The 24,925-nt window shown below is 69.0% G+C and carries 23 protein-coding genes; 5 read left to right on the top strand and 18 right to left on the bottom strand.

Annotated features, from left to right (window positions below; translation table 11 throughout):
* The first annotated feature begins 69 nt into the window (after window positions 1-69).
* Both VHB92_RS16430 and VHB92_RS16425 read left to right on the top strand, forming a co-directional pair.
* Window positions 70-1,011, top strand: a complete 942-nt coding sequence (locus VHB92_RS16430; protein WP_325454848.1) for a phosphatase PAP2 family protein — start codon at window positions 70-72, stop codon at window positions 1,009-1,011.
* Window positions 998-3,205 carry a hypothetical protein gene (locus VHB92_RS16425; protein ID WP_325454847.1) on the top strand — a complete coding sequence of 736 codons (2,208 nt, stop codon included), beginning with the start codon at window positions 998-1,000 and terminating at the stop codon, window positions 3,203-3,205. Before VHB92_RS16430 ends, VHB92_RS16425 begins: the two co-directional genes overlap by 14 nt.
* Window positions 3,206-3,275: 70 nt before the next feature.
* Here the strand turns inward: VHB92_RS16425 and VHB92_RS16420 are convergent, their stop codons facing one another.
* The 9 genes from VHB92_RS16420 to VHB92_RS16380 all read right to left on the bottom strand — a co-directional run bounded on the left by VHB92_RS16420 (window position 3,276) and on the right by VHB92_RS16380 (window position 13,786).
* A complete protein-coding gene (locus tag VHB92_RS16420; protein ID WP_325454846.1) occupies window positions 3,276-5,087 on the bottom strand; it encodes an ABC transporter ATP-binding protein in 1,812 nt (603 codons plus the stop codon).
* The gene (locus tag VHB92_RS16415; RefSeq protein WP_325454845.1) at window positions 5,084-6,253 is read right to left on the bottom strand and encodes a nucleotidyltransferase family protein; all 1,170 of its coding nucleotides are present in this window, start codon (window positions 6,251-6,253) and stop codon (window positions 5,084-5,086) included. The genes VHB92_RS16420 and VHB92_RS16415 overlap by 4 nt, the downstream gene beginning before the upstream one ends.
* Window positions 6,250-7,245, bottom strand: coding sequence for a hypothetical protein (locus VHB92_RS16410; RefSeq protein WP_325454844.1), 996 nt, complete (start codon window positions 7,243-7,245; stop codon window positions 6,250-6,252). The genes VHB92_RS16415 and VHB92_RS16410 overlap by 4 nt, the downstream gene beginning before the upstream one ends.
* Entirely contained in the window at window positions 7,245-7,688 is a 444-nt protein-coding gene (locus VHB92_RS16405) for a lasso peptide biosynthesis B2 protein (protein ID WP_325454843.1), read from the bottom strand. Before VHB92_RS16405 ends, VHB92_RS16410 begins: the two co-directional genes overlap by 1 nt.
* Window positions 7,681-8,838, bottom strand: coding sequence for an asparagine synthase-related protein (locus tag VHB92_RS16400; protein WP_325454842.1), 1,158 nt, complete (start codon window positions 8,836-8,838; stop codon window positions 7,681-7,683). The genes VHB92_RS16405 and VHB92_RS16400 overlap by 8 nt, the downstream gene beginning before the upstream one ends.
* A gap of 59 nt (window positions 8,839-8,897) precedes the next feature.
* Entirely contained in the window at window positions 8,898-9,020 is a 123-nt protein-coding gene (locus VHB92_RS16395; RefSeq protein WP_325454841.1) for a lasso RiPP family leader peptide-containing protein, read from the bottom strand.
* A 155-nt stretch (window positions 9,021-9,175) separates the two neighbouring features.
* On the bottom strand, window positions 9,176-10,960 hold the full coding sequence (locus VHB92_RS16390; RefSeq protein ID WP_325454840.1) for a serine aminopeptidase domain-containing protein: 1,785 nt from the start codon (window positions 10,958-10,960) through the stop codon (window positions 9,176-9,178).
* Window positions 10,961-11,213: 253 nt separating this feature from the next.
* Window positions 11,214-12,485: an ATP-grasp domain-containing protein gene (locus tag VHB92_RS16385; protein WP_325454839.1), complete on the bottom strand. Its 1,272-nt coding sequence runs from the start codon at window positions 12,483-12,485 to the stop codon at window positions 11,214-11,216.
* Window positions 12,486-12,499: 14 nt separating this feature from the next.
* Complete coding sequence (locus tag VHB92_RS16380; RefSeq protein ID WP_325454838.1) at window positions 12,500-13,786, bottom strand: ATP-grasp domain-containing protein; 1,287 nt, start codon at window positions 13,784-13,786, stop codon at window positions 12,500-12,502.
* 185 nt (window positions 13,787-13,971) lie between these two features.
* On the opposite strand from VHB92_RS16380, the gene VHB92_RS16375 reads away from it, so the two are divergent.
* Window positions 13,972-14,916 (top strand): hypothetical protein, encoded by a 945-nt coding sequence (locus VHB92_RS16375; RefSeq protein ID WP_325454837.1) that lies wholly within the window; start codon window positions 13,972-13,974, stop codon window positions 14,914-14,916.
* A gap of 31 nt (window positions 14,917-14,947) precedes the next feature.
* On the opposite strand, the gene VHB92_RS16370 is transcribed toward VHB92_RS16375, so the two are convergent.
* The 7 genes from VHB92_RS16370 to VHB92_RS16340 all read right to left on the bottom strand — a co-directional run bounded on the left by VHB92_RS16370 (window position 14,948) and on the right by VHB92_RS16340 (window position 20,818).
* Complete coding sequence (locus VHB92_RS16370; protein ID WP_325454836.1) at window positions 14,948-15,223, bottom strand: acyl carrier protein; 276 nt, start codon at window positions 15,221-15,223, stop codon at window positions 14,948-14,950.
* Between the two features lie 10 nt (window positions 15,224-15,233).
* Complete coding sequence (locus VHB92_RS16365; protein WP_325454835.1) at window positions 15,234-16,580, bottom strand: ATP-grasp domain-containing protein; 1,347 nt, start codon at window positions 16,578-16,580, stop codon at window positions 15,234-15,236.
* A 166-nt stretch (window positions 16,581-16,746) separates the two neighbouring features.
* On the bottom strand, window positions 16,747-17,127 hold the full coding sequence (locus tag VHB92_RS16360) for a holo-ACP synthase (protein WP_325454834.1): 381 nt from the start codon (window positions 17,125-17,127) through the stop codon (window positions 16,747-16,749).
* A gap of 40 nt (window positions 17,128-17,167) precedes the next feature.
* Window positions 17,168-18,214: a glycosyltransferase family 4 protein gene (locus VHB92_RS16355; protein WP_325454833.1), complete on the bottom strand. Its 1,047-nt coding sequence runs from the start codon at window positions 18,212-18,214 to the stop codon at window positions 17,168-17,170.
* A complete protein-coding gene (locus tag VHB92_RS16350; protein WP_325454832.1) occupies window positions 18,211-19,287 on the bottom strand; it encodes a glycoside hydrolase family 99-like domain-containing protein in 1,077 nt (358 codons plus the stop codon). The genes VHB92_RS16355 and VHB92_RS16350 overlap by 4 nt, the downstream gene beginning before the upstream one ends.
* Window positions 19,284-19,541: a PqqD family protein gene (locus VHB92_RS16345; RefSeq protein ID WP_325454831.1), complete on the bottom strand. Its 258-nt coding sequence runs from the start codon at window positions 19,539-19,541 to the stop codon at window positions 19,284-19,286. Before VHB92_RS16345 ends, VHB92_RS16350 begins: the two co-directional genes overlap by 4 nt.
* Window positions 19,538-20,818 carry a glycosyltransferase family 4 protein gene (locus VHB92_RS16340; RefSeq protein ID WP_325454830.1) on the bottom strand — a complete coding sequence of 427 codons (1,281 nt, stop codon included), beginning with the start codon at window positions 20,816-20,818 and terminating at the stop codon, window positions 19,538-19,540. The genes VHB92_RS16345 and VHB92_RS16340 overlap by 4 nt, the downstream gene beginning before the upstream one ends.
* 161 nt (window positions 20,819-20,979) lie before the next feature.
* Between VHB92_RS16340 and VHB92_RS16335 the strand changes: the two genes are divergently transcribed.
* Together VHB92_RS16335 and VHB92_RS16330 are read left to right on the top strand one after the other, a co-directional pair.
* The gene (locus VHB92_RS16335) at window positions 20,980-21,843 is read left to right on the top strand and encodes a hypothetical protein (RefSeq protein WP_325454829.1); all 864 of its coding nucleotides are present in this window, start codon (window positions 20,980-20,982) and stop codon (window positions 21,841-21,843) included.
* Between the two features lie 4 nt (window positions 21,844-21,847).
* Complete coding sequence (locus tag VHB92_RS16330) at window positions 21,848-22,768, top strand: glycosyltransferase family 2 protein (RefSeq protein WP_325454828.1); 921 nt, start codon at window positions 21,848-21,850, stop codon at window positions 22,766-22,768.
* A gap of 32 nt (window positions 22,769-22,800) precedes the next feature.
* Here VHB92_RS16330 and VHB92_RS16325 read toward each other — a convergent pair whose 3' ends face one another.
* Together VHB92_RS16325 and VHB92_RS16320 are read right to left on the bottom strand one after the other, a co-directional pair.
* A complete protein-coding gene (locus tag VHB92_RS16325; protein WP_325454827.1) occupies window positions 22,801-23,619 on the bottom strand; it encodes an ABC transporter permease in 819 nt (272 codons plus the stop codon).
* The gene (locus VHB92_RS16320) at window positions 23,616-24,827 is read right to left on the bottom strand and encodes an ABC transporter ATP-binding protein (protein ID WP_325454826.1); all 1,212 of its coding nucleotides are present in this window, start codon (window positions 24,825-24,827) and stop codon (window positions 23,616-23,618) included. Before VHB92_RS16320 ends, VHB92_RS16325 begins: the two co-directional genes overlap by 4 nt.
* Window positions 24,828-24,925 lie beyond the last annotated feature (98 nt).

The raw sequence follows: 24,925 nt of genomic DNA, 5'->3' as shown, positions 1-24,925 counted from the left end.
CTCGCGGGCACAGCAGCGCCGGTCGGGCTCGAGTGAGGACGGCGCTTCGTTCGCGACGCGGTGAATCGAGTGAGCGACACGACGGAAGAAGCGCCAGGCGAGGCTCCGGCTCGAGGTACCGCACCTCGTTCCGGGGAACTCGCCCGCGCCGTCCCCAGTCGACACCGGTTCTCCTCTTCGCACCTGCGCATCGCCGCACCGCACGCCCTGATCAGGGTGACCGTGCTGGCCGTGTGCTGTGTCGCCGCCTACCTCCTCTTCGTTCTCTCCGGCCAGGGCCGCATGGCCGACGCGAGCGCGTTCGCCTCCCTGATGCCGCTGAGCGACGTCTTCGGAGCGACGGCCGACGTCGTACGGCAGGTCATCCCCTTCGTGCTGGCGGCGCTCGTCGTCGTGCTGGCGGCCGCGGCTCTGGCAAGGCAGCGCTGGGATGACGTCGCCCGATCGGTGGTGCTGGTCGCCTCGTCGCTCATCGCGGCCGAGGGGCTCAAGTTCCTCCTGCCTCGGCCGGGAACGGGTGGTTCGGTCGCGATCATCGGCAACAGCTATCCGAGCGGCCACGTGGCGGTGACCCTCTCTCTCGCGTTGGTGGTCGTCATCCTGTCGCCGACCGACAGGTGGCACGTGTGGCTGGCGCTCTTGACCGGTGCCGCGACCGTGGGGGTCGCCTGGTGCTCGGTGCTCTCGACCGCGCACCGCGCGAGCGACGTGATCGGCTCAGCGCTGCTCGTCGGCTTTCTCGTGCAGGTGGTCTTCTGGCGCAAGATCGCGATGGTGGATTCGCGAGCCCGCCTCGGAGCAGCGATCCTGCTGTGCGCCGCTGCTGGGGCGGCGCTCGTGGTGGTGGGCGGCGTGTTCGCGGGCGGTCCGCCGGTGCTCGCCGCGGCAGGCATCCCGGGATGGCTGCTGCTCTGCGCGGCTCCGGCAGCGTACTCGGTGATGCTCGCGCCGACCGGTCCGCTGATCCTCCCGCCGGCGACGGAGGAGGACGCTCCCGATGACCGGCGATGAGCGGCGAGGCCGGATCACCCGGCGTCAGGCACTGATCGGCGGCGCCGGAATCGTCGTCGTGGGCGCGTCGGCAGTCGTGGCGGGGCAGCTCATCGAGAACTCCGCGCGAGCCGGAGGGGGGACGGGCTCCGATGGGAACTCGATCCGTCCGGGGGCGTCATCGCGGCCGAAGCGCATGCTGCAGGCGGCCGCGTTCTGCGGCGTCTACTACGGCCGTCCGACCATCCGGCTGACCGGCGCGACGAACGAGCTGAACAAGTTCCAGCTCGACCTGCCGATCGGCGCGACGAGCTGGCAGGTGCTGGATGCGCGCGGCCGGCGAGTCGGACACGGGTCGATGTCGGCGCGGGACAGCAAGCTCACGGTCTGCACCGACGGCGTCTGGCACGGCGGATCGCGGGCAGTGCCCGGCCACTACACGGTCGTGACGAACGCGGGATCGAACGGCGTCGTGACGGGGACAGTCGTCGTGTGCCCGCCGACGAAGCTGCACGTGCCTATGGGCCAGCCGGCGATCGGCGCGTGGCTCGCCGTTGCTCCCGACCGCGACCTGTACTCGTACCGGCCAGGGCAGATCCCAGACCTGGTGTCGGCCTTGAAGCACGATCCGTACTTCACCGGCGCGCAAGACCGGGCGCGACCCCGCCCCGTATGGATCGCGCCCTCGCCGCAGGCTCAGGCGCCCAAGCTCGACCCGTCGCCGCAGGACTGGGGAGACCTTGCCGCTGCACTGCGTGCCGCCGGATACGCCGGGGCGTACTACGAGTGCCCCACGAACGAGCCCGAGAACGGCGGCTGGTCCATGCCTGCGCTCATCTCGTACTGGACGCAGTGTCGCAGCGCCATCCTGGCGGCGGATCCGACGGCGCACGTTCTCGGATTCGACTCGGCGGGCGTCATGTCCGCCACGACGCTCGACGGGCTCGGTCGCTTCCTCGACTCGTGCAAGGTGGACGGCTTCACCGACCACCTGGAGAACTCGCACCAGAATCTGTCGAACATCGTGGCGCTCAGGCAGCTCTTCGGTGCCCTGAAGGACAGGTTCACCGACTCGCAGCGACCCGACCTCGACCTGTGGCTGACCGAGACCGGGATCCTCGGCGGCGGCTACGGAGTGCTCCAGCCGCGCCGCGAAGCACGGCAGCGCACGGTGCTGCGTCTCGTCTTCGAGTCGTTCGGATGGCCCAAGGAGCACAGCTACGACTTCCGCGTGTTCGATGCGTTCGGCTCCGGTCTGCCGACCTACATGGTGGATGGGCAGAACGGCGGCACGACGGGCAACCTGCGCGCCGGTGCCTACGCGGTGCACGTGATGTCGGAGGCGCTGCACGGCACGACCTGCACGCCGCAGAAGCCTCCGACGGCGTTGAGATTCGGACCGAAGGGCGGTGTGGGCGACAGCCTGTTCGCCGGCCTGCACTACCGCGGCGTCGACAACGACGTCGTGGTGCTGGCAGCCAACGGCATGGAGCGTTCGACCGTCGACCTGAGCGTCTCCGCGTCCGGTTCGCTGGAAGTGTGGGACGGCATGGGGGTGCCGTCGACGGTGCAGGTCGCGGACGGACGGGTGAGCATCCCGCTCGACGATCTGCTCACGTACGTGTTCCTGCCAGCTGGCAGTTCCGTCTCGGTCGCACCTTCGTGGTGGTCGTCCCTGGATGACGCAGCCCGCGGAAAGAAGGTCAAGGCGAGCTCAGGGCACGCGAGCGTCATCACCTCCGGCGGCTTCGGGGCCAACCTGCAAGGCGGAACGGTGCCGGTGCCCGCCCAGCCGTATGCCACCACCTCCCTTCCCGCCACGTTCGAGGTGAAGACGACGAAGCCGGCGAAGGGCTTCGCGCTCTTCACGGGAGGGCCTGCCTGGCAGACCGTCGGGTGCTCGATCGTGGAGTTCGAGATCGCCGTCGACGGGAAGACGGTCTACTCCTACACGTGCGAGTCGGCTCGCAGCCTGCCGATCCCGTCGCCTTCGTCGGACAACAGCTCCGATCCGTGCCTGTATACGACGTACTGGACGGGGCCGTTCGCGTGGCTGGAGAAGGTGGACATCCCGGCCGGCACCGTGCGGCTCACCGTGAAGAAGACCAGCTACGGCGGCCAGCCCGACCGGCTGGCGTCGACGGCGCCGGGCGGCGAGTCGGGTGAGGGTGACGGACAGCGCCTGCAGCTGGCCGCCTGGCAGCTCCTGGCCTGACGGCGGGCGACGACTACCCCGGCAGCCGGCCGCCGTCGGTCCGTCGGATCACGCTGCGTGAGCGCGAAGGTCAGGACCTGAGGTACGCGTCCGCCTGCAGGCTGAAGAGCTCCGCGTACAGGCCCTGCCGCGCCATGAGCTCGTCGTGCGTTCCGTGCTCGACCACCTTGCCGGCATCCAGGACGTAGATGCGGTCGGCCGAGCGCACCGTCGAGAACCGGTGCGACACGAAGAGGGCGGTGCGACCCTGAAGCGTGGCCCGCAGCGACGTGAACAGGTCGTGCTCCGACCGGGGATCCAGAGCCGACGACGGTTCGTCGAGGATGACGAGCGGAGCCTGACGGTAGTAGGCCCTCGCGATCGCGACGCGCTGCCACTGACCGCCCGAGATCTCGTGCCCTCCGTCGAACAGGCGGGACAACGGGGTCCGATAGCCGTCGGGAAGAGCCGCCAGGAAGTCGTCGGCTCCCGCCTCCCGCGCTGCGGCGCGGATCTTCTCGATGTCCACGGGCTCGTCCGCGCGCCCGAGACCGATGTTCTCCTCGGCCGTGAACGCGTACCGCACGAAGTCCTGGAAGATCACGGCGATCTGGCTGCGCAGCCGGCTCTGGTCGAATGCGCTGACGTCAGTGCCGTTCCATTCGACGGTGCCGCTGTCCGGTGGGTACAGCCCGGCCATGATCTTGGCGAGTGTGGTCTTGCCCGAGCCGTTCTCGCCCACCAGCGCGACCACCTCGCCGGCTTCGAGATGGATGTCGACGCCGTCGAGCGCCGGTTCAGGGCGGCCCGGATAGGTGAACCGCACGTCGTCGAGGTCGAGCGACGCGAACTCGGGAACGTCGCGCACCGGTCCACGAGACTGCTCGTCCTGCTCACCTGTGACGAACTCGTGCACATCGTCGAGGAACAGCCCGGACTCGAAGATGGTCTGCACGCCGCCGGTCAGCGATTGGATCTGCGAGGCGAGCAGGCGGATGGCCACGATCGCCGCTCCGGCGCCCGCGATGCCGATCTGTCCGACGGCGATCAGCCACATCAGGGCCAGCAGCGTGAGGGCCAGCACGAGGGCCGCACCGAGGTTGCCGAGCACGTTGAGCGTCGAGCGTCTGCGCACGTGTCTGGCCAGGTCGGAGCGATACGTGTCGTACATGCGGCTGAACCGATGGGTCAGGAACCGCTGAAGACCGAACGCTCGCACCTCCTTGGCCTCGTCACGCGCGGTGAGAAGCAGGGCGATGTACGTGCGCAGCCGGATGCGTTGCGTCTGCTCCACGTTGAACCGGAACTCGAGCCTGCTCTCGCGTCTGCTGGTCAGCAGCATCGGCACACCGCCGATGAGCAGGAGAGGCAGCAGCAGGGGGTTCAGGGCGACGATCGTGATGCCGACGCCGATGCTGGCAGCCGTCGCACCGATGACGGCGAGCACACCGTTGGTCACCTGGAACGGCCGGCTGAGCGCGTTGGAGCGCATACGTTCCAAGCGGTCGTAGAAGTCCGTCGACTCGAACCGTCGCAGGCCGACGCCCGTTGCCATCTCGAGGATCTGGCCCCACATCGACTGTGCGACCGACTCGCCGACGTACCGGCCGAGGGACGCCTGGAGCGACCCTGCGACGGCGGTGAGTGCCGTCAACAGAGCCAGGAGCACGACGGGGAAGACGAACGGGAGTAGACCCTGCTCGCGGGCCTTCGCATCCAGGATCACGCTGAGCGTCAGCTGCACGGCCAGCACCTGGCCTGCGAGGGCGACGGCCGAGACGATCTGCAGCGCGACGAGGCCGACGAACGGCGCGCGTGCAGCGCTCCAGACCAGCCCGAAGCTGAACTGCAGGAGCGATCCCAGGCGTCGCAGGGACTTGCGAGGAGCGGCCGGCGTGGTCATGAGGCATCCCCTTCCGCCCTCACCGCGACGAGGTAGCGACGACGCGCCTTCTCGTCGGCGATGTCGCGGTGGAGCGTGCGTTCTTCCGCCCCGCGGCGCCGCAGGCGACGCTCGATCATGCGGATGCGGATGGCCGAGCGCGCTGTGGCGACCGCCGAGCCGACGGCCGTGCTGCGCGCTCCTCCGATCAGGTTCCCTCCGGCGTGCGAGTCGACAGGCAGTGCCGGGAACGGTCTGTTGGCGCTCAGCCGGCGCACCACGGTTCCCCAGGCACCGCCGGAGTCCAGCGCCGCGTACACGTCGGGCCGGGACGAGTCGCCGAGGGCCGACGCGACTCTCCACAGCACGAGCGACACCGGCCGGGTGATGCGGTATTCGGCGGCGCGGCGCCAGAACTCGGCGGTGTCGAAGCCGGGCGCCTGCAGGGCGTAGTGGATGTCGCCCGCCCACATCAGCTTGCTCGCTCCTGCCTGCGCGGCGTGGAAGGCCAGGTGCAGCACGGTGTCGATCTCGTCGAACGTGCGGATCCGCAGACCGTTGCCGACCTCGATGGACCGTGCCCTGTCGAGCATGGCCTCCATGTCGACGGCGAAGGCGCGGCGCAACTCCGGTGGAACAGCCATGTGCCAGTGCAGATCGATGGGAGTGCCCAGCGGCCCCAGAAGAGCGACCTCAGCACGCATGGTCTGCGCGAGCTCCGGCCAGTTGAGATCGACGAGCGTGCACCCCGATCGCAGGAGCACGTCCAGCGCGTCCTCGAACTGCGACGCCCGGACGAACAGGTCGAGATCGTGGTATTCGCGCATGTCCGGGTGCGGCCAGATGACGTCGGCTGCGACGGGGCCCTTGGCCACGACCGATGGGATGCCGTGCGACGCGAGCGTGCGCGTCAGCTGTTCGAGCTCGGCCCGGGTTCGCATATGCCTGATCAGCTGCTGATGGCGCGTCATGGCGAACGCGTTCTCCCAGGCGTCGGGCGGCGACTGGTCGCGGATGCGCCGGTAGACGGCCGGCGCGACCCGATGCTCGTCCGCCGCGCCGAGCGTGGTCGTCAGCGACAGCGTCGACAGGTCGTGGGGGAGCGGACCCGGCACGTTCAGCACGCTCTCGATCAGAAGCCTGGCCTCTGGTCGCAGGTTCGCGGCAGTGGTGTCGGCGCCGCTCATGATGGCGCGGACTGGAATCGGAGCCGACGCGGGGCACGATCCTCGTTCAGCTCGGCGACGATGCTCGGGGCGATCTCGGGCGCGAACGGCGGGCCCCAGGGAATGTGTGCGACGGTGAGCGGCACGGTCTTCACGAGCAGAGAGGTGAGCTCGAACTGAGTGCGGCGAACGGATTCGTCGAGCCATCCGAACAGGCGCGGCGTGCGCAGCAGGGCGAACAGCGCGTCGGATGCCGAGACCCGGTCGAAGCCGACCTCGGCGGACTCCCGATCGGGAACCGGAACGAAGATCGCAGACAGTCGCAGGCCGTCGGATGCGAGGAGGCCCGGCTCGACCACCTGCCGGCTGTCGGCCGTGATCCGTCTGTCGGGCCGGCGGCCGGATTCGAAGGCCTCGGCGAGCTCGTCCGCCCCTTTGCGAAGGCGCAGTTCGGATGAACCGAGCCTGACATACGGCTGCCCGTCGACGAAGTCGATGGCCAGGAGGTCATCGGTGATGACCCTGCCGCCTGCTGCGGACATGATCGTGGCCATGGTCGACTTGCCACCACCTGAGCCGGCGACGAAGGCGATGGCCCGGTCGCCCACCTGGATGGCGCTCGCGTGCAGCACGAGCACACCTCGCATGTAGAGCTGCCACGCCATGAACGCCCCTGAGGCCAGCACGTCCTCGATGCCGGGCACGGTGTCGCGATGCCTGATCACGGTCGCCATCGAGAGGTCGGGGGAGACGGTCATCTCGCACGCCTCGGCGAACACGAGGTTGTATCCGCCGTCCGGGCGATGCTCGCAGAAGTACTCCGCGTCCTCGTACTTCAGGTCGAGGAGCAGGTTCTCCGTGCCGGCGCTGCGGGAGTCGATCTCGGTGTCGGAGTGCAGGATCACGAGGTCGGCAGGCAGCTCCGGGTCACGCTGCCTGGCGAAGCGCTCGCGGAAGAGCGGCCGATCGCTGTCGACGAGGAGCCCGTAGATGAAGTAACGGAAGAGCGGCATCAGGACTCCGGTCGACGCAGGGGGATGAAATCGCGGTCGTCCATGGGGTCGAACGCGTAGCCGTCGACCTCGATCCACGCGTGAGCCATGACGGCGCCGTCGGCCTTCGCCACTCCGACGCGCAGGATCGGCGTGCGGTCGCGCAGGATGTCCGACATCACCAGCGCCCTCCGCAGGCAGGTGCCGTTGAGCGAGCTCTTGCGAAGCACAGCGAGCGCGACGCCGAGGTTCGCCTTCTCCCGTTCGCTGAGCGACGCCTCCGTGGCGAAGGAGGCGGGTGGGTCGAACGAGAGGGTCGCGCCGAATCGGCGCGCCGTCGCATCCAGGGTCTCGCTCTGCAGCGAACGCTCGATCCGGCGTGAGACCACTGCGGTTCGCGCCATCCGGTTCCATGCGCCGGGTCCCAGTGCGGCCACGCGGGCGATCGCCGAGAGGCTAGGCATGCGACGCCCCCTCCCAGGGCAGGCCCTGCGAGTGAAGCCATGCCGCGTGCAGGGGCAGCGCCGACGCGCCGGCCGGCCGCTCCGACAGCCACTCGGCCCGTAGCCTTTCGACGTCGAACAGTTCGGTGGAGAGCCCGTCGCCGTCCCAGGTCTCGGCGAACCGTCGCTCTTGCGCTCCCCAGCGCACGGAGCCGAAGTGCGCCTTCGTCGAGCGCGCGAGCAATTCGTCGGGGAGGAGGTCGGCGAAGAGGTGCCGCATCAAGTCCGTTCGGCCGGCGTATCCCCAGCGGCCGCCCTCTCGCGCCAGCGCCGAGGTGAACTCCGGCGACTGCAGCGGATGCACGTACGTGACGTCGTGCTCGTCCGCGAGCAACTGAAGGTTGTGCGTCAGGTCGTGGGTGATGCGTCCCGTCACCATCGACTTGGTCTGCTCGCCCCAGTGCAGCGGGGTCTTCGCTGCGCTGCGAAGGTCGTGACGCAGCATGGCTCGTGCCTTCTCGGTGAGCCACGGCGACCGGGCGATCGTCGCTCTGGCCGCTCTGCGGGTCCGCCCTGGCGCTACTTCCTCCAGGGTCCACGACAGCAGCGTTCTCGACGGCCGACGACGGTACTTCACGAGAAGTGTGAGCGGCGTGATCCTGTGCGGTCCGAGGATCTCGTCACCGCCTTCGCCGGTGAGCAGCATGCCGCCGCTGGCCAGGGGACGGATGTGGTCCTTCAGCTGCAGCGCCGGCGGGAACAGGAGCCCCCTGCGCCGCAGGTTGGCCTGCGTGTCGGCGTCGAGATACGTCGGAGGCGTGTCGAGTTCGAGGACGATCGGGTCGTCGATCCCGAGGTGGCCGAGGACCAGTTCCTGCCATTCCGTCTCGTCGGAATCCCGGTCGCCCGGGTAGCGCAGGATGATCGGGCGGGGCAGTGGGAGGTTCCGTTCGCGGGCGACGTGCACAGCGGTCGCGAGAACGGCGGACGAGTCACGGCCGCCGGAGAAGCTGACGAACGTGGGACCGGAGGTCAGTGCGCGCGCGACCACTGCCTCGAGAGCGAGTCGCGCGGATCCGGGAACTTCGGCGACAGCGCCGCTCGAGCCTCCCCGGTCTCGGACGCCGAGAGCGAGCTCCGTCATGGTGGGACGGATGTACGAATCAGGCATCGGAAAATGAGCAGCCCCGGACAAGCCAGCTTCGGCTCGTCCGGGGCTCATCAGGTCGATCAGGACGTCTTCCCAGGAAGCGGGATGAACAGGATGTGGTCCTGGTCTCCGGTCTGGTCCTGACCGAGCGTCAGGTCGGAAACCGAGCCGACAGCTCGGATCTTGGGTGCTTCGTACGACATTGCAATCTCCCATCGGGTATTGAGATTCCGGGTTGCGAGCGGACGCCACGGAAGTGACAACCCCTCAGAAAGAACGTAACAGCCTCACAGCGATCTCCCCATGCCCCGAACAGGGGGACAGTGGAGACGAGACCCGGAGCACCTGGACCCGTGCGTCACACCCGATCGGGCACGCTCGCGGGAGCGCCGCGGCGCTCTGCCGCGATGGCGTCCAGGCGGCCCACGACGATCTCCATCGCCTCGTCCTGTCCCGAGCTGACGCGAAGCGAGTGGTCGGCGTTCTTCGCGCGCACCACGCGGAACCGCGGCGACCTCCACAGCGAGCGACCCCACGTGGCGTTCCACAGCCGCCCGGTGCGCATGCCGTCCAGATCGTCATCCCCGACCACGAGGGTCACCTCGCTGCCCCGCTTGACGGCCAGCTTCGGCACCCAGAGCGCCGCGCGTCGCGGATCGAGGGCGCTGGATGCGCGCCAGAGGCTCCACGCCGTCCTCCGGTGGCGGATGGCCAGCTTGGTGACAGAACGGCTCATCCGGCGGAAGACGGTCCATTCCCTGGGGGTCGAGGAGTCGGCGCGGATCATGAACGGCACGTTGATGGCGACCGCCTCGCGAAGGGCGCCCCGGTACAGGGCCTCCAGCACGCTCGCCCCCGATGAGCACAGCCCGACGCCGACCACGTCGCGAGCCGGATCCGCCGCGAGCTCGTGCGCCACCTCCGGTACGTCGTCGAGCCAGAACGCGTCGCAGACGCGGTCCAGGCGCTGCCCAGGGTGGACCCCGCTGTCCCCGGCGCCGGAGTGGTCCACGCGCACCGATGTGAACCCGGATGCCGCCGTGCGCCGCGCGAGGGTGAGCCAGCTGCGCCCCTCGCCGACGTGGCGCTCCGCGGCGATGTTCACGTACAGCACGACGGGAAGTCGCGGGTCCGCTGCGGGCGAGGTCGTTCGCATCCCGAAGACGATTCGCTCGCGTCCGAAGAAGTCGGGCGACTCCTCGACCTCGACTCCGGATTCCACCCACCTCGCCACCTGGCGTGGGTGCACCGTGATCCCCGTCGTTCCTTGGGGCGCTTGCGCCGTCAACGCGGAAACCACCTTGTCCACGCCGTCGTGCGGAACGGCGGCGTCGATCGTCGGCACGTCGAGCAGGGCGGCCTGGTCGTCCACTTCGGCCCATTCCACGCCGTCGCCTGCGATGAGTTGCTCGAGTCGGCCGTCTCGCTTGCGGTCCGAACGGCTGAGCACGAGCATGCGACGAGCGATGGGGTCGTCCGTCGGCCGGATCGAGAACGAGCGGACGTCAGCGGCGGCCTCCGGCGTGAAGCGGTAAGACGGCGTCTCGACCCAGCCCTCCGGCGCACGGTCGACGTCGGCGATCCAGGCGGCGTGGATCATCTGCCACTCGCGCAGGAAGGAACGGCCCGACATGACCGGATCCCACAGCACCAGTTCCTCGACATCCGCCGACGATCGGGCAATAGCGGTGTGGGCGATCGCAGCGCCCATCCGCATGCCCACGACGCTGATCCGGTCCACTCCGCAGGCGCGCACAGCGGCGAGCGCGTGATCGACGGATGCCAGCCACGACTGCGCCCTGTCCCCGTCTTCGAACGAGCCCGCGCTGTCGCCCGTGCCGTCGTAGTCGAAGCGGAACGCGAGGTATCCCTCCTGGGCGAGCCGCTGCGACAGTACGCGGAAGGTGCGGTACGCCATGTTGCCTTCCTCGGCAAGCGGCTGGCACAGCACGACGGCGCCCCTGACCTGCTGATCCTCCGGGTAGACGAACCAGCCGAACAACGGTCGTTGATCCAGCCCGAACCAGGTCGGCGTCTCGACGATGCCGTCGTGACGGAGTTCGACACGGTCGGTCGCGTCCGACGCTGGAGCTCGATCATCGTGTTCGGCTCGGCCCGTCGCCGATCCGGCGGCCCCGCTCATGCCATGGTCCTTTCCCAGCCGTCCAGATGCACGCCGTCCGGGTGCGCGCCGTCCAGCTCTGCGCCGTGCAGCTCTACGCCGTCCGTGCATGCGCCGCCCGTGTCCGAGCAGTCCGTGCCGCTCGGGCAGTGGCCGTCCGACCGGCGCCGTGCCTCAGCAGGCAGCGAGGCGCTCGTGAACTCCCACCGTAGCCCACCGACGCATAGCCGATTCATGGAACCGGCCAGGATGCCCGCAAGGCTCTTCCCAGCCATCACGTGCGCACGGTGACGACGACCCGGTCGTCGAACTCCTCGCGGATGCGGTACGCGGCAGCATGGTCGGGCGCTGATCCGAAGATGCCGGCGATGAAGCCCGGCGTTCCCGCACGCCACGTGCACTCGTCGCCCGCTCGCAGGCCGGGGATGACCCGTTCGACGCCCGGGATGTCGGCCACGCCGTCGAGACCGTCGATCGTCAGGATCTGCTTGGCGTCGGCATCCGGCTGGATCTCGAACAGGAATCCCACGTCCGCGGGCCTCGGCGGCTCGTCGAACTCGATGTGCTCGCGGGCAGCGATGCGCATGGCGAGCTGCAGCACGTCGATCCCCAGTGCATGCCTGATGAGGTCGCGGATGGCTCCTCCGCCCATGACGCCGTTGACCTCGATCACCACGGGGCCGGCATCCGTGAGCTTCACCTCGATGTGCAGCGGACCGGTCTCGACGCCCAGTGCGCGCGCCGCATCCACCGCCGCGGCGATCACCTCGTCGCGCCTGTCTTGCGGGAGGTCGGCCGGGAAGATCACGCCCGTCTCGCGGAACGGAGGCGCGAGCGGAGGCCGCCCCGTGACGCCGAGCACGCTGATGGCCCCGTCGCTGGCCACGAGCTCGACGGACACGTACGGTGCGCTGCCCGTGCCCTGCGCAGCAGAGGTCGGGTCGGGGATGAAGCCCTCGACGAGCATGCGCCCCGGCTCTGCTGCTGCGAGCAGCTCGCGAAGCTGCTCCGGCGACCGGATCGGCTCGACGTCCTGGCTGGCACGCCCCTGTCTGGGCTTCAGCACGAGCGGGTATCCCGCCGCCCGCACCACATCGTCGGGCGCCGGATCGGCCGCCAGCTCGTCGGCGTCCCAGAAGTCGGGAGTCGGGAGTCCGTGGGATCGAAGCGCGCGACGTTGCGCGAGCTTGTCGGTGAGCCCGACAGCCGTTTCGCGGCTGAAGAACGGCAGACCGAGCGGCTCGGCGATCTCGGCGGCCCAGACCAGGTACGTGTCGTTGCAGCACACGATGCCGGTCGGCCCGTGCTCGCGAATGGCGTCGGCCGCCGCTTCGCCTTGTAGACCCGTGACGTCGACGACGTTGCCGAGCCCTCGCAGCATGCGCAGAACTGCTCGCGGCATCTCGCTGGCATCCGGAAGCACCCACAACAGGTGGGCCACGCCGTCCGCGGCCTCGGCCAGCAGGAGCGGCGGGTCCTCGGAGTTCAATCCGCTGTACACGAACGCGAGGCGCGGAAGCGCGCCCTGTGCCTGGTCATCCGACATGGGCGTATCCCTTCTCAGTCCCCCGAGACGACGATCGTCGCGAGCACCTGCTCGCGGATGCGACGCGCGTCTTCGTGGTCGCGCGCTGTGCCGCTCACCTCTGCGACGTATCCCAGCGATCCGGTTCGCCAGGTGAATGGGCTGCCGGGCGCGGCAGCGGGCGGAAGCGCGACGTGTTCCACCCCCGGGATCTCCTGCACTCGCTCGAGGCCCTCGACGGAGGTGATCCGGTGCACATCGAGCGCCGGCTGAACCCAGAACATGAAACCGACGTCTGAAGGCGACTCGGGCAGCGGCAGGTCGAACGAGCCCCCCAGGGCGAGACGCATCATCAGTTGAAGCAGGTCGACACCCGTCGCGCGTTTGATGAAGTGATGTACGAGCCCGCCGCCCGGACGGCCGTTCACCTCGATCACCACGGGTCCGTCATCCGTCGGCTTGATCTCCACGTGCAGCACGCCTGTGGTGACCTCGAGCGCGCGGGCGGCATCGATGGCCGTAGCGATGAGCCCAGACCTCGTCGAGGGAGCCACATCGGCAGGAAAGAGCTGACCGGTCTCACGGAAAGGTGCCGCAAGCGGAGTGCGTCCGGTCACACCCAGGATGCTGATGCTTCCACGGCTGACGGCGAGCTCGACAGAGGCGAAGGGCGCGCTCCCTGGCCCCGTGAGCGGGGTGGCCGGATCCGGGATGTATCCCTCGATCAGCATCGTGTCCGATGCCACGGACGCTGCTGCTGCCCGCAGCTCCTCCCTCGAGCGCAGCGGCTCGGTGTCCTTCCCGGCAACACCGCGGCGCGGTTTGAGCACGACGGGAAGGCCGACCTTCTGCACGACCTCCGTCAGCACGTCGTCGTTCGCAACCTCTTCCGCTTTCCAGAAGTCCGGCGTGGGCAGCCCGTACGCGCGGAGGGCGTTGCGTTGTTCGAACTTGTCTGTCAACGCCGTGGCCGTGCGGCGACTGTGGAACGGCAACCCGAGCAAGTCGGCGACGTCGGCCGTCCACGCGATCGTCTCGTCGATGAAACACGTGATCCCGTGGGGGTGATACGCACGGATGGCTTCGGCGGCCTCCGCAGGTGACATCTTCGAGGCATCGACGACATCGCCTTCGATCTCGCCCTCTGCTTTCAGCAGGCGGATGGCGACGCGGGCGTCCTTGCGGTCGAAAGGCAGCACCCAGAGCAGCCGGCAGATTCCCTGAGACGCCTCGGTCAGCCGTCGGAGCGGCTGCTCGAGGGAGAGCGACCCGTACACGAGCGCGAGCAGCGGAAGAGCATCGTCTTTCGCCTCGGCGTTCACGGTGCAAGTATCGCGCCTGCTGCGCGCGTTCGCGAAACGCTCGGACGTGACCTCTTGGGGTGTCCTCCAGGCGGTCCTGCTGGTGTCGTTCGTCGCCCGTAGCTCCGTCCGGTGCTGGATTTCGCCCACGAGTCCCCGGCACCTGGAAAGATCGGTTCGAAGCCTGGGTACACGAGGGGGAGACGATGACGAACACGGAGGTGCCTCCGGCGCTCGAAGAGCAGCGCAGGACGTTCCGCGATGAGCTGATCGAGAACCGATGGCTGCTGAGCTCGGCATCGACCGCGCTGCCCGGCCTCGGACCCGCCGCCGTCGCGGTGTACGACGGGCTCGCAGCGCTTCTGTACCGGGTGTCGCGCCAGGAGTTCGACGCCGACATCATGCCGGTGCGGTTCCCGCCGGTGTTCGCTGCCAGGATGCTCGAGCAGACGGACTACGTGGCGTCGTTCCCGCAGCTGCTGGGTGCCATCACGTCGTTCCTCGGCGACAAGAAGCAGTTCCGCGACCTGCTCGCCGCGTACTCGTCAGGTGAGGATTGGCAGAGATTCCTGGAGCCGACGGGATTCGCGCTCACGTCGTCGGCGTGTCATCCGCTCTACGGATGGCTGGAGGGCAGCGTCGCGGACAACGGCACGATCTACGAGCTCACCGGTGACTGCTTCCGGCACGAGCCGAGCGAGGACCCGATGCGGTTCGTGGCGTTCCGGATGCGCGAGTACGTGCGACTCGGCACGCAGGAGCAGGCCAAGGCGCACCGTGACGCGTCTCTCGACATCGCGAAGGGCGTGTACGAGTCCCTCGGCCTCGACGTGTCCGTCGTGCCTGCCAACGACCCGTTCTTCGGTCGCGGCGGAGCGATCCTCGCCTCCAACCAACTGGAGTCGCAGGCGAAGTTCGAGATCGTCGTGGAGATCTACCCTGGCACCGAGACCGCGATCGGCTCCGGGAACTACCACGACACGCACTTCGGCGAGGAGTTCTCGATCACCACGCCGGACGGCGCGACCGCGCACAGCTCGTGCCTCGGATACGGCATGGAGCGGACGGTGCTGGCGCTGGCCAGGCGCCATGGCTTCGACCTCGCGTCGTGGCCGACGGCCGTGAAGACGGCGCTCGGTCTCTCCGCCTAGAACTCCGAGTAGGGCGGATATCGCGGCGGCGCTAGGACGCCGTCTGCGCGCTCTCGTCGTCCTCGACGCCGCACGAGACCACCGCGTCGCGCAGCGCCGAGATGCTCGCGAACGTGTCCCGGCGCAGCAGCGAGTCGGGCAGCTCGATGTCGAAGGCATCCTCGATGCCCATCAGCACGTTGACCGTGCCGTGCGAGGTGAGACCGCGCTGGTACAGGTCGTCGTCGTCGGAGAGCGTCGACGCGTCGGCGGTCAGCCGGGCGACGTCGTTGAGCACTCCGCGGATGGTGTCGGCGATCGAGGACATCGGAACTCCTTCAGTCGTGGGCGTCGTGAACGTCTTCACGGCCCTTCGGGTCGGGCAGCGCCCGGAACGGCTCGTCTCCATCATGACCGCCGATCTGCACCAGGGTAGTGGTCAATCCGATCAGCGCGTGCAGCTCCTCGAAGTCGCGAACGGTTCCCGTGAGATGGAACACGTGCGCTTCCGACCCCTCCCGCCAGTCGATGCGCTGGCCGGGGCCGCGCACGAGCACGATCTCATCCACGCCGTCGACGGCCGCGAGATCGGAGAGGCCATCGACGGTGTCGATCCACTCGAGGTCGGTCGTTGGGAAGACGTACAGCAGGTAGCCGATGCGATCGGTGGGCACGGTGTCGCGCAGCCCGACGGGGTCTCCGACGGCCAGGCGCAGTGCCGTGCGCAGGATGCTGAAGCCGCCGGATGCGCGCTCCAGCATCTCGGACATCCCGCCGCCCGGCCTGCCGTTCACCTCGATCACGACGGGCCCGTCGTCGGTGAGCTTGATCTCGGTGTGCAGGCATCCGGTCGTGATGCCGAGTGCGGCGGCCGCTTCGCCGGCGACGCGCAAGATCTCCTCCTGCAGGTCGGGCTCGATGGCCGTCGGAGTGCAGTACCCGGTCTCGCGGAACGGCCAGCGGAACGGAGTGCGCGAGCTGATCCCGGCGTGCGCGATGCCGCCGTGTTCGACGACGCTCTCGACGGAGACGAACGGGGCGAAGCCCTCACCGCCGAGCGGGGTGGACGGGTCGGGCACGAACTGCTCGAGGATGAACTCTTCCGCGCCCGTCGGCCGTGCCCTCAGCTCGGCCACGGTGGATTCGAGTTCCGCGAGCGACGCGATCGGCAACGTGTCGCGGCTCGACTGGCCTTCGCGCGGCTTGAGCACGGCGGGATACGCGAACCCCGTGCCGATGCTCGTCACCTCGTCAGGCCCTGCCTCCGTGGGGATGACGCGGAACTGCGGAACGGCGAGGCCGGCGGCCGCGAGGGCTGAGCGCTGGGCGTACTTGTCGGTGAGCTTCACGGCCGTCTCGACGCTGTGGAACGGCAGCCCGAGGGCCTGTGCCAGCTGCGCCGTCCAGACCAGGTCGGCGTCGTGAAGCGAGACGACGCCATCCACTCCGAGCTCGTGCAATTCCGAGGCGACGTCGTCGACGGAGCGGCCGGCGGCGTCGATGACCGGTCCCGACTTCTGCAGCAGGCGCCGGAAGACGGCGGCGTCCGGATCGGACATGTCGATGACCCAGACGAGCTCGCACACGCCAGCCGCGGCATCCCTGATCGACAGCGGCGCGAACGAGAGCGGATGGTAGACGTACGCCAGCCGGGGAAGCCGGGATGCCGCATCCGATGTGCTCATCGCCGCATCCGATGTGCTCATCGCTGACCAGCCATCGGCGTCCCTGCCATTCGTCGTGCCGTCCTCTTCGTGCCCGGGCGAACCCGCGCAAGCAGAGACTACTCGGAGAGCAGCGCGCGGCCTTGCGGGACTTGCAGGCGGCGCCGGCACCGATCCGCACCCGTGTTCACGTAATGGCGACGACCATCGCGACGGCCGTCTCCTCCGTGTGGCTGATCGACACCTGGAACTCGTGCAGTCCGGCCTCTGCCGCCAGCTCGGCCGCGAGCCCGTGCAACAGCAGCGTCGGCCATCCGCCTGGCTCCCGCACGAGCTCGACATCGGTCCATAGCGGAACGCGCTCGCTGACCCGCAGAGCCTTGAACGTGGCCTCCTTCGCGGCGAACCTCGCGGCGAGGCTCGCCGCTGCCGTGGTTGTTTCCGCGCCCCATCCGCCGCTGTCCTGCACCTCGCGCTCCGTGAAGAGCCTGGTGCGGTAGCGATCGCCGAAGCGCGCGAGCGAGCGCAGCACGTCTGCGACCGGCTGGATGTCCACTCCCACGCGCATCGCTGTCATTCTAGGGACGCCGAAGCCTCGGACGAGCGGCTCACTCCGCCGTGTACAGGCGCTCGTATTCGTCGACGATGCGCGCCAACGAGAACTCCCTGGCCCGCTCCAGGCCAGCGGCCGTGAGCCTCCGCCTGCTCGCGTCGTCGGTGAGCAGGTCGCGCAGCGCGGGGCCGAGCAGATCGAGAGGCACGAGCACGCCGGCGCGCGCGTCATCCGTCACGTAGCGAGCCCCGATGTTCGGTGTGGCGACGACCGGGACGCCGGATGCCATCGCCTCCGCGTACGGGATGCCGAAACCCTCGTAGTCGGACGGCAGGCAGAACACCCAGGCCCGCTGGTACGCCTCGACGAGCTCGGCGTCGCTCAGGCCGCCGAGGATGCGGATGCCCGCTCCCGGGTCGGCGGGTGCGTCCCTGCAGACCATCTCGAGCCGCGCATCGGGCACGGCGGGGAGCACGTGCCTCTCGAACGCCTCGGCCAGGTCTCTGCCTCGTTTGCGATTGCCCCACGTGCCGACGAAGAGGACTGTCGGCACCGGCGCTCGCAGCGACGGCTCCGGATGGAACCGGCGATCGTCGACGCCGTTCGGGATCACGCGCCGCACCCACGGCGTCCAGCGCCGGGTGCGTGGAGAGACCACGACGGTCTCGTCGGCCATGAAGCTGGCGAGCACCTCGCTGAAGCCCAGCGCGAGCATCCTGAGCTTCTCGCCGAGACCCTTGATGTGGATGGCCTCCTCGAAGCACGAACCGTGGATGGTGCGGATGTGGCGGGGCACTCGCCGCTTCCACAGCCAGTAGTCGTCGCCGTGGGCGTGCAGCACGTCGTACGACGAGAAGTCCACCTTGCGCAGCTCGAGCGCGAAGCGGAACGTGCGCATGCGACCGGAGAGCTCGATGCGGCGATGGCCGTAGATCGCGCCGTCGACGGGCGGGCATTCGCTGAACACGTCGACCTGGTGACCGCGCCGGGCGAGCTCGGTGGCGAGCTCGTGCACCTGGTAGCCCACGCCGATCTTGCTGCCGCTCGGCAGGTAGTACGAGATGACGGCGATGCGCAGCGGACGCCCCGGTTCGGCGGTCATGTCGTCGCTAGTCCGCGCTGCAGCGTGGCCAGCCACTCGCGGCCGTATTGCAGGTCGGGCTCGAGGTAGTTCCCCTCCGCCCACTCGTTCCACGACTTGATCCAGAGCAGGCGTTCCTCCGGCTCACGCGTCTGGAGCGTTCCGACCGCGTGCGCGAGATTCTGCGCGAACTTCGCCGGATCCGATCCGTCGAGCGCGAGGCCGCGACGACCGGAGCGCGGCGTGTTGTCCCAGTTGGGGTAGACGCTCGGTTGCAGCGCCGGGTCTGCGCGCACGGGACCCCACGGCGACGCATCCGTCGAGTACGGATACACCTCGGGGCCGCCCAGCTTGCGCCGGACTCGCATTCGCAGAACGTCGGCCCGCGTGCGGCGTGCCGGAAGCCGCACGTATGCGCCCGCGTCGAATCCGTCGTTCGAGACGGTGCGGTATCGCGGTCCGTTGCCCAGAAGGTCGCTCACCTCGGCGACGAGATAGAGGCCTTCGAGACCTGCAGCGCGGGCCATGCCCTGCCACCGGTCGACGAACTCGGATGCGCTCGGCAGCTCCTCGGGGCGGAACACGTAGAACACCGGGCGGCCGCCGACCCTGAGGTAGCGCGGATCGCGGAACGCCGGCAGGATCGCGTCGAAGTGCGCCTGGTCGTCCTCCGGTCCCGGGTATGTCTGCTGCCGTAGCACGCGGTTCTCCGCGCCGTGCCAGATGCCGGTCCACGTCTGGTTCGCCCACCCGAGGCAGAACGAGATCGACGGCTCTCCCGATGCGAGCACCTCGGTGAACGGCCGCTCCAGGATGCGCGACCCCTTGCCGAACCAGTAGTGCCAGTAGCAGAACGCCTCGACGCCGTACTCCAGGGCGAGATCGCTCTGCGCCTGCCTGGACTCGGGCAGGCGGAGGTCGTAGAAGCCGAGATCGGCAGGCAGATGCGGCTGGTTGTGGCCGCGGTACAGAGGTCTGGCGCGGGCGGCGTTCGTCCATTCGGTGAAGCCCGGCCCCCACCACTCGCTGTTCTCGGGGATGGGATGGAACTGAGGCAGGTAGAACGCGATCGCCCGTGCGGCACGCTCGCTCATGACGAGATGAGCAGCTTCTTCTCGGCGAGCTGTTCGATGAAGGCCGCCGTGTCGGCGGCGGCGACGTCGTCGGCGATGTCGAACTCCGCAGCGAGCGCCGACGCCAGCTCCTGCTCGGTGCGCTCTTCGGTGAGCAGCTTCGCCAGGAAAGCGCCCGACCCGTTCGTGGTGAGGTACATGGAGGACTGCAGATCGAGGATGACGAGCTCGCCGTCGATCTCCTGCCACGTGATTCCCTCGGTGCGCAGTCTCACGGTGTCTCCAAGTCTTCGTCTGCGGGCTGTCTCCCCAACATATCCGCAGCCGCGTCCGGTGCGGACCCCGGAGACCGCCCCAAAGCGCGGGCCCACGATGCCTCCACGATCCGCGCGCTCCGCCTGATGTCGAACCGCTCGCGAGCACTCCTCACGCCGTTCTCGATCATCCCGGCTCGTTCGGCGGGATGCTCGAGCATCCACGTCATGGCGCGACGCAGCGCATCGACGTCGCCAGGGGACACCAGGAGCCCGATGGCCGTTCGCCTCACCCCGGGAGCGACGATCTCCGCGCCGTCGTCGGCGAGAAGGATCTCGGGAACGCCGCCGGCATCCGTTCCGATCACGGCCGTGCCGGCGAGCATCGCCTCCACGAGCACCTGGCCGAACGGTTCGGGAACGGGGGAGGCGTGCACGAGCGCCGTCAGCTCGCGCACCGCGGTCGCCGGGTCGTCCACCCAGCCCGTGAAGGTCACCCGGTCGCCCAGGCCGAGCGAGTCGGCCAGCGCGTGGACCTCGGAAGCGAACTCCGCGTCGTTGAACAGCGCGTCGCCGATGACGGTGAAGCGGGTCTCCGCGTGATCACTCGCGACGGCCGCCGCTGCACGCAGGAACTCGAGCTGACCCTTCGTCGGCGCGATCCTCCCGAGCAGCCCGAACGTCGGCGCCGCGTCCGCGGCTCCGGACACCGCATGCCGCTCCGGGCCGGGATCCACGCCCGGATAGGCGACGGAGACCGTCACGTCCGGAACGGACGGCATCGTGCTTCTGGTCGCGATCGAGTTCGCCACGATCGTCCGCGGGCCGAACCGGGCGAGCACCCGCATCGCCTGCGCGAGGCGCGCCGGCAGGTAGTCGTCGGCGAGCCGGTCGTGCAGATGCCACACCCATCGCCTGCCGGCCAGAGGCGCCGCGATCGCGGTGAGCACGGCGGACTTCAGCGTGTTCGCCACGACCAGGTCGGCGTCTGCGCCCTTGATGGCGCGGACCATGGCAGGCACCAGCGCCAGCGTGCGCATCGCATTCGCGACGGTCGCAGCGAGCGAGGAGGTCACGGCGTCACGCGCCGCGCCCGTCAGCGTCTCGGACGCCGGGATCACCGCGAAAGGCGTGCCGTCCCGGCGCAGCACCTCGCAGAGCGGCCCGTCGGAGAGCAGCAGCACGCGCACGTCGAACCGCTCGGGATCCACAGCGGCGACAAGCCGGGCCATGGCGAGCTCGCCACCCCCGAGCTGTGCGGTGTGATCGATCACGACCACGCGCTCAGGCCGCTGCACATTTCCCCTCCCTGCGGGTCGAGCGCAGCCGCCGCATCGGCATCGCCGTCGCGACGTCACCACTTCGGGTCTGTTCGCTGGCTGACTCATCGTCAATCTAGTTGAATGGTCAGACGCAAGCCCAGCGCGACGATCGGCCGCGACGAGAACGAGTGGAGCTCATGGTGGCCAGGAGGATCGGGGCGTACTTGTTGCCCGGCGATCCCGTCTGGCTGCAGAAGACGCTGCGTCAGTACTACGACATCGTCGACGTTCTCGTCATGCCGATTCCGGTGAGCGGCCGCGGCTGGAGCGGCTCCGTCATCCCGGTGCACCAGGTCGAGGAGCTCGCGCGCAGCGTCGATTCGCGAGGCATCCTCCGCGTCGTGGAAGGCGACTGGGTCGACCCCGAGAACCCCATGCAGGCCGACACGGCCCAGCGCCGGTCGGCGCTGGCGGCGCTCGAGGCCGAGGGCGTCGACTGGGTGATCCAGCTGGACAACGACGAGTTCCTTCCCGACAAGGATGCCCTGCTGGCCGTGCTCGACGACGCGGAGCGGCTGGGCGCGGACGCGGTCGAGTGGCCGATGCGGGTGCTCTACCGCCGCACGGCATCGCACGTCTTCGAGGTCGTCGCACGGGACGGCGGACCCTGCTACGAATACCCCGGACCGGTGGCCGTGCGGCCGACGGCGGAGCTGGTCAACGCGCGTCGCGCAGCAGGCGACGTGCTGCGCGTCACGGTGCGGGGCGACGAACGTTCGCTGCAGCTGCGCAGACCGCCGGACCCCGGCGAGCACAGGCTGGCGGCCATCGACCATGACCAGGCGATCATCCACAACACGTGGGCGCGCTCGCCGAGGCGGATCCGCGCGAAGCTGCGCAGCTGGGGCCACTCCGGCGACTTCCCGCGCACGTTCTACTACTGGGCCATCTGGTGGCCCGCGCCGCTCACCTGGCGCCTGCTGCGGGACTTCCACCCGTTCTCGCGCGGAGTGTGGCCACGATTGGTGCGCAGGAAGTCGGCCGGTGCGCTCGCCGACTGACCCCATGGCGGACGGCGTGCGCCACGTCGTCGTCGTGCTGTCATGGAACGGCCGCGACGACACGCTGGCGTGCGTGGAGTCGCTCGTGACGGGATCCGGAGAGACGACGGTGCTGGTCATCGACAACGGGTCGCACGATGGCGTGCTCGAGGCGGTCGAACGACGGTTCCCCGGCGTGCTGACTCAGCAGAACGGCGAGAACCTGGGCTTCGCGGGCGGCATGAACTCCGGCATCCGCACTGCTCTCGACCTGGGCGCCGAGTGGATCACGGTGCTCAACAACGACACCGTCGTCGCTCCGGGCGTGATGGCCGTCATGCGGTCGACCGCGGGTGCAGACGGAGTCGCCAGCCCGGAGATCTACTTCCGCGACGAACCCGATCGGCTCTGGTTCGGCGGTGCCGCCATGGATGCCGGCGACGCGTACCCGCATCACCTCGCCGCGAGCGAGCTGCAGCCGTGCGCAGGCGGCATACGCATCACCCAGCTCATGGCCGGCTGCTGCGTCACCGCGTCGCGCGCCGTGTGGCTCAAGGTCGGCATGTTCGACGAGCGGTACTTCCTGAACTTCGAGGACTCGGAATGGAGCATCCGGGCCGCACGGCTCGGCGTGGAGCTGCGCGTGGCGTGCGACGTACGCATCGCGCACTCGGTCTCCGCATCCTTCAGCGGCGCCGCCGGGACGCTCGGCACGTACTACTACGCCCGCAACGGCCTGTTGTTCAACCGCACGGCGGGGGGCACGTTCCGCTCCCGCCTGCGGTTCCTGCGCAGGCACGTGTTGGCAGGCATCCGATCGCAGCGGGCACGGGACCGGGTGCGCACCGGGATCGTCGTGCTGTGGGGCGTCGGCGCGTACGCGCTGCGGCGCTTCGGCTCCGCGCCACGACCGCTGCAGGCGCTGGCGAGACGCTGGAACCGCTGACGCGGCGACCCTGAGGCCGCCGACCCGACCGGTCAGATGACGTCGGCGAAGCCGCGCTCGTAGCTCTGGAACACGACGATGCCGCCGAAGAAGACGATCAACGCCGTCACCGGCAGTGCGACGAGCTGCCACACGGGCGGCATCGGCTGCCCGAGCGTCGACCAGCGCACGACCTCCATCAACCAGGTGAGCGGGTTCAGCTCGAAGAGCCACTTGAGGTTCTGCGGCACGGCGGAGAGCGCATAGGCGATCGGTGTTGCGTACAGCAGGATCTGGAGGATCCACGGCAGCACGTACGTGACATCGCGGTACTTGACCGTGACGGCGGATGCGGCGACGCCGATCCCGCAGGCGAGCATCAGCGTGATGAGCAGCCAGACGGGGGTGAGCAGCACCTGCCAGCCGGGGTCGACGCGCAGCACGAGCAGGAGCACCACATACATCGCGAACGCGACGACGAAGTCGAGAAGCACGGAGATCACGCTCGACAGGGGCACGACGAGCCGTGGGAAGAACACCTTCGACACGAGCGCCTGGTTGGCGACCAGCGACGTCGAGGAACGGCTCACGACGTTGTTGAACACGTTCCACGCGAGCATGCCGGCGAAGCTGAACAGGAAGTACGGAACACCGCCGGTCGGAAGGCCCGCCACCTGGCCGAACACGATGGAGAAGATGCCGGCGGCCACCAGCGGCTGCAGCACCACCCAGGCGACGCCGATCGCGGTCTGACGGTAGCGCAGCACGATGTCGCGCACGCCGAACCGGTACAAGACCTCGCGGGCCTCCCAGAGCTCGCGCCATTGGGGCAGGTTGAGCCGCCCGGGCGGGCGGATGAGGATGCGGCTCACGATGCCGCCTCGTAGCTGAAGTCCGCCAGCACGGCGCCGTGCGACATCGCCTCGTCGGACGTGAGCTCCGGGTACGGCGAGGACGGAAGCACATCGAACGTGTCGGCGCCCTGCCACGCATCCATGACACCCGCCTGGCAGACGAACAGATCCACGAAGTACCGGCCGGGCTTCAGCCACAGCGATCGCACGACGAGCGAGCCGCGCTGCGGGACGGCCGGGTCGAACCATGCGCCGACGAGCCGGGAGTCGCACTGCACGACGACGTTGCCGTCGGCGTCGTTGATGTGGCAGGAGACGAAGTACTTGCCCACCACGTCGGGGTTCGATCCCACCTCGAACTCGATCACGATGTCGTCGGTCGGATCCTGGGACTGGTCGGCGACGCGCGCCCCGATCAGCCTCAGCTCTCCGGAGCCGAAGCGCTTGCTGGCATCCTTCTGCTCCAGCTGGAACGTCTCGAACGTGCTGCGGTACCGCTCCATGGCGCCGTCGACATCGCCGTAGTACGACAGCCTCCCCTGCTCGAGGAACATGGCCGACGTGCACAGCGACGTCACGGTGCTGGCCTGGTGGCTGACGTAGAGAACGGTGCGGCCGCTGTGGGCCACCTCGCGCATCTTGGCGAGCGACTTCGCCTGGAACTCGGCATCGCCGACGGCCAGCACCTCGTCGATCGCGAGGATCTCGGTCTCCAGGTGCGCCGCGACGGAGAACGCGAGGCGAACGTACATGCCGGACGAATAGCGCTTCACCTGGGTGTCGAGGAACTTCGAGACGCCGGAGAATTCGACGATCTCGTCGAATCGGCGCCTGATCTCCTTACGGCTCATGCCCAGTAGCGACCCGTTCAGGTAGATGTTCTCCCTGCCGGTGAGCTCGGGGTGGAAGCCGGTGCCCACCTCGAGCAGGCTGCCGACCCGGCCGCCGAGGTCGATGAGGCCGGCGGTCGGCGCCGCGATCCGCGTCAGGAGCTTGAGCAGCGTGCTCTTGCCGGCGCCGTTCCTGCCGATGATGCCGACGGCCTCGCCCCACGGGATGTCGAACGTGACGTCGTCGATGGCGGGAAAGCTCGTGTATTCGGCACGGCGGAACGGATGCCGCATGCGCTCGAGCACGGCCTCGGTGATGCGGTTGTTGCTCGCTGACCCGCGAACGATCCGGTACGTCTTCGTCAGATGCTCGACGGTGATGGCGGTGTCGGGCATGGTCCGCTTCGCTCCCGCTGGTCTGTACACGCCGGCCGGTGGCACGACCGTTCGATGCTAACAGCACGTTTCCGCCGGTATCGGGGGCGGCTCACCCC

The organism is Humibacter sp. (genome assembly GCF_035547335.1).
GTDB lineage: Bacteria > Actinomycetota > Actinomycetes > Actinomycetales > Microbacteriaceae > Humibacter.
Note: the sequence above shows the minus strand (reverse complement) of the source record. Positions and strands in the feature narration are given on the sequence as shown.

Coding starts and splice junctions, on each gene's coding strand:
- VHB92_RS16405 (WP_325454843.1), bottom strand. CDS start 7,688: ATGCCTAGCCTCTCGGCGATCGCCCGCGTGGCCGCACTGGGACCCGGC.
- VHB92_RS16350 (WP_325454832.1), bottom strand. CDS start 19,287: ATGAGCGAGCGTGCCGCACGGGCGATCGCGTTCTACCTGCCTCAGTTC.
- VHB92_RS16375 (WP_325454837.1), top strand. CDS start 13,972: ATGACGAACACGGAGGTGCCTCCGGCGCTCGAAGAGCAGCGCAGGACG.
- VHB92_RS16415 (WP_325454845.1), bottom strand. CDS start 6,253: ATGAGCGGCGCCGACACCACTGCCGCGAACCTGCGACCAGAGGCCAGG.
- VHB92_RS16370 (WP_325454836.1), bottom strand. CDS start 15,223: ATGTCCTCGATCGCCGACACCATCCGCGGAGTGCTCAACGACGTCGCC.
- VHB92_RS16395 (WP_325454841.1), bottom strand. CDS start 9,020: ATGTCGTACGAAGCACCCAAGATCCGAGCTGTCGGCTCGGTTTCCGAC.
- VHB92_RS16410 (WP_325454844.1), bottom strand. CDS start 7,245: ATGCCGCTCTTCCGTTACTTCATCTACGGGCTCCTCGTCGACAGCGAT.
- VHB92_RS16385 (WP_325454839.1), bottom strand. CDS start 12,485: ATGTCGGATGACCAGGCACAGGGCGCGCTTCCGCGCCTCGCGTTCGTG.
- VHB92_RS16355 (WP_325454833.1), bottom strand. CDS start 18,214: ATGACCGCCGAACCGGGGCGTCCGCTGCGCATCGCCGTCATCTCGTAC.
- VHB92_RS16390 (WP_325454840.1), bottom strand. CDS start 10,960: ATGAGCGGGGCCGCCGGATCGGCGACGGGCCGAGCCGAACACGATGAT.
- VHB92_RS16420 (WP_325454846.1), bottom strand. CDS start 5,087: ATGACCACGCCGGCCGCTCCTCGCAAGTCCCTGCGACGCCTGGGATCG.
- VHB92_RS16335 (WP_325454829.1), top strand. CDS start 20,980: ATGGTGGCCAGGAGGATCGGGGCGTACTTGTTGCCCGGCGATCCCGTC.
- VHB92_RS16400 (WP_325454842.1), bottom strand. CDS start 8,838: ATGCCTGATTCGTACATCCGTCCCACCATGACGGAGCTCGCTCTCGGC.
- VHB92_RS16320 (WP_325454826.1), bottom strand. CDS start 24,827: ATGCCCGACACCGCCATCACCGTCGAGCATCTGACGAAGACGTACCGG.
- VHB92_RS16425 (WP_325454847.1), top strand. CDS start 998: ATGACCGGCGATGAGCGGCGAGGCCGGATCACCCGGCGTCAGGCACTG.
- VHB92_RS16365 (WP_325454835.1), bottom strand. CDS start 16,580: ATGAGCACATCGGATGCGGCATCCCGGCTTCCCCGGCTGGCGTACGTC.
- VHB92_RS16360 (WP_325454834.1), bottom strand. CDS start 17,127: ATGCGCGTGGGAGTGGACATCCAGCCGGTCGCAGACGTGCTGCGCTCG.
- VHB92_RS16330 (WP_325454828.1), top strand. CDS start 21,848: ATGGCGGACGGCGTGCGCCACGTCGTCGTCGTGCTGTCATGGAACGGC.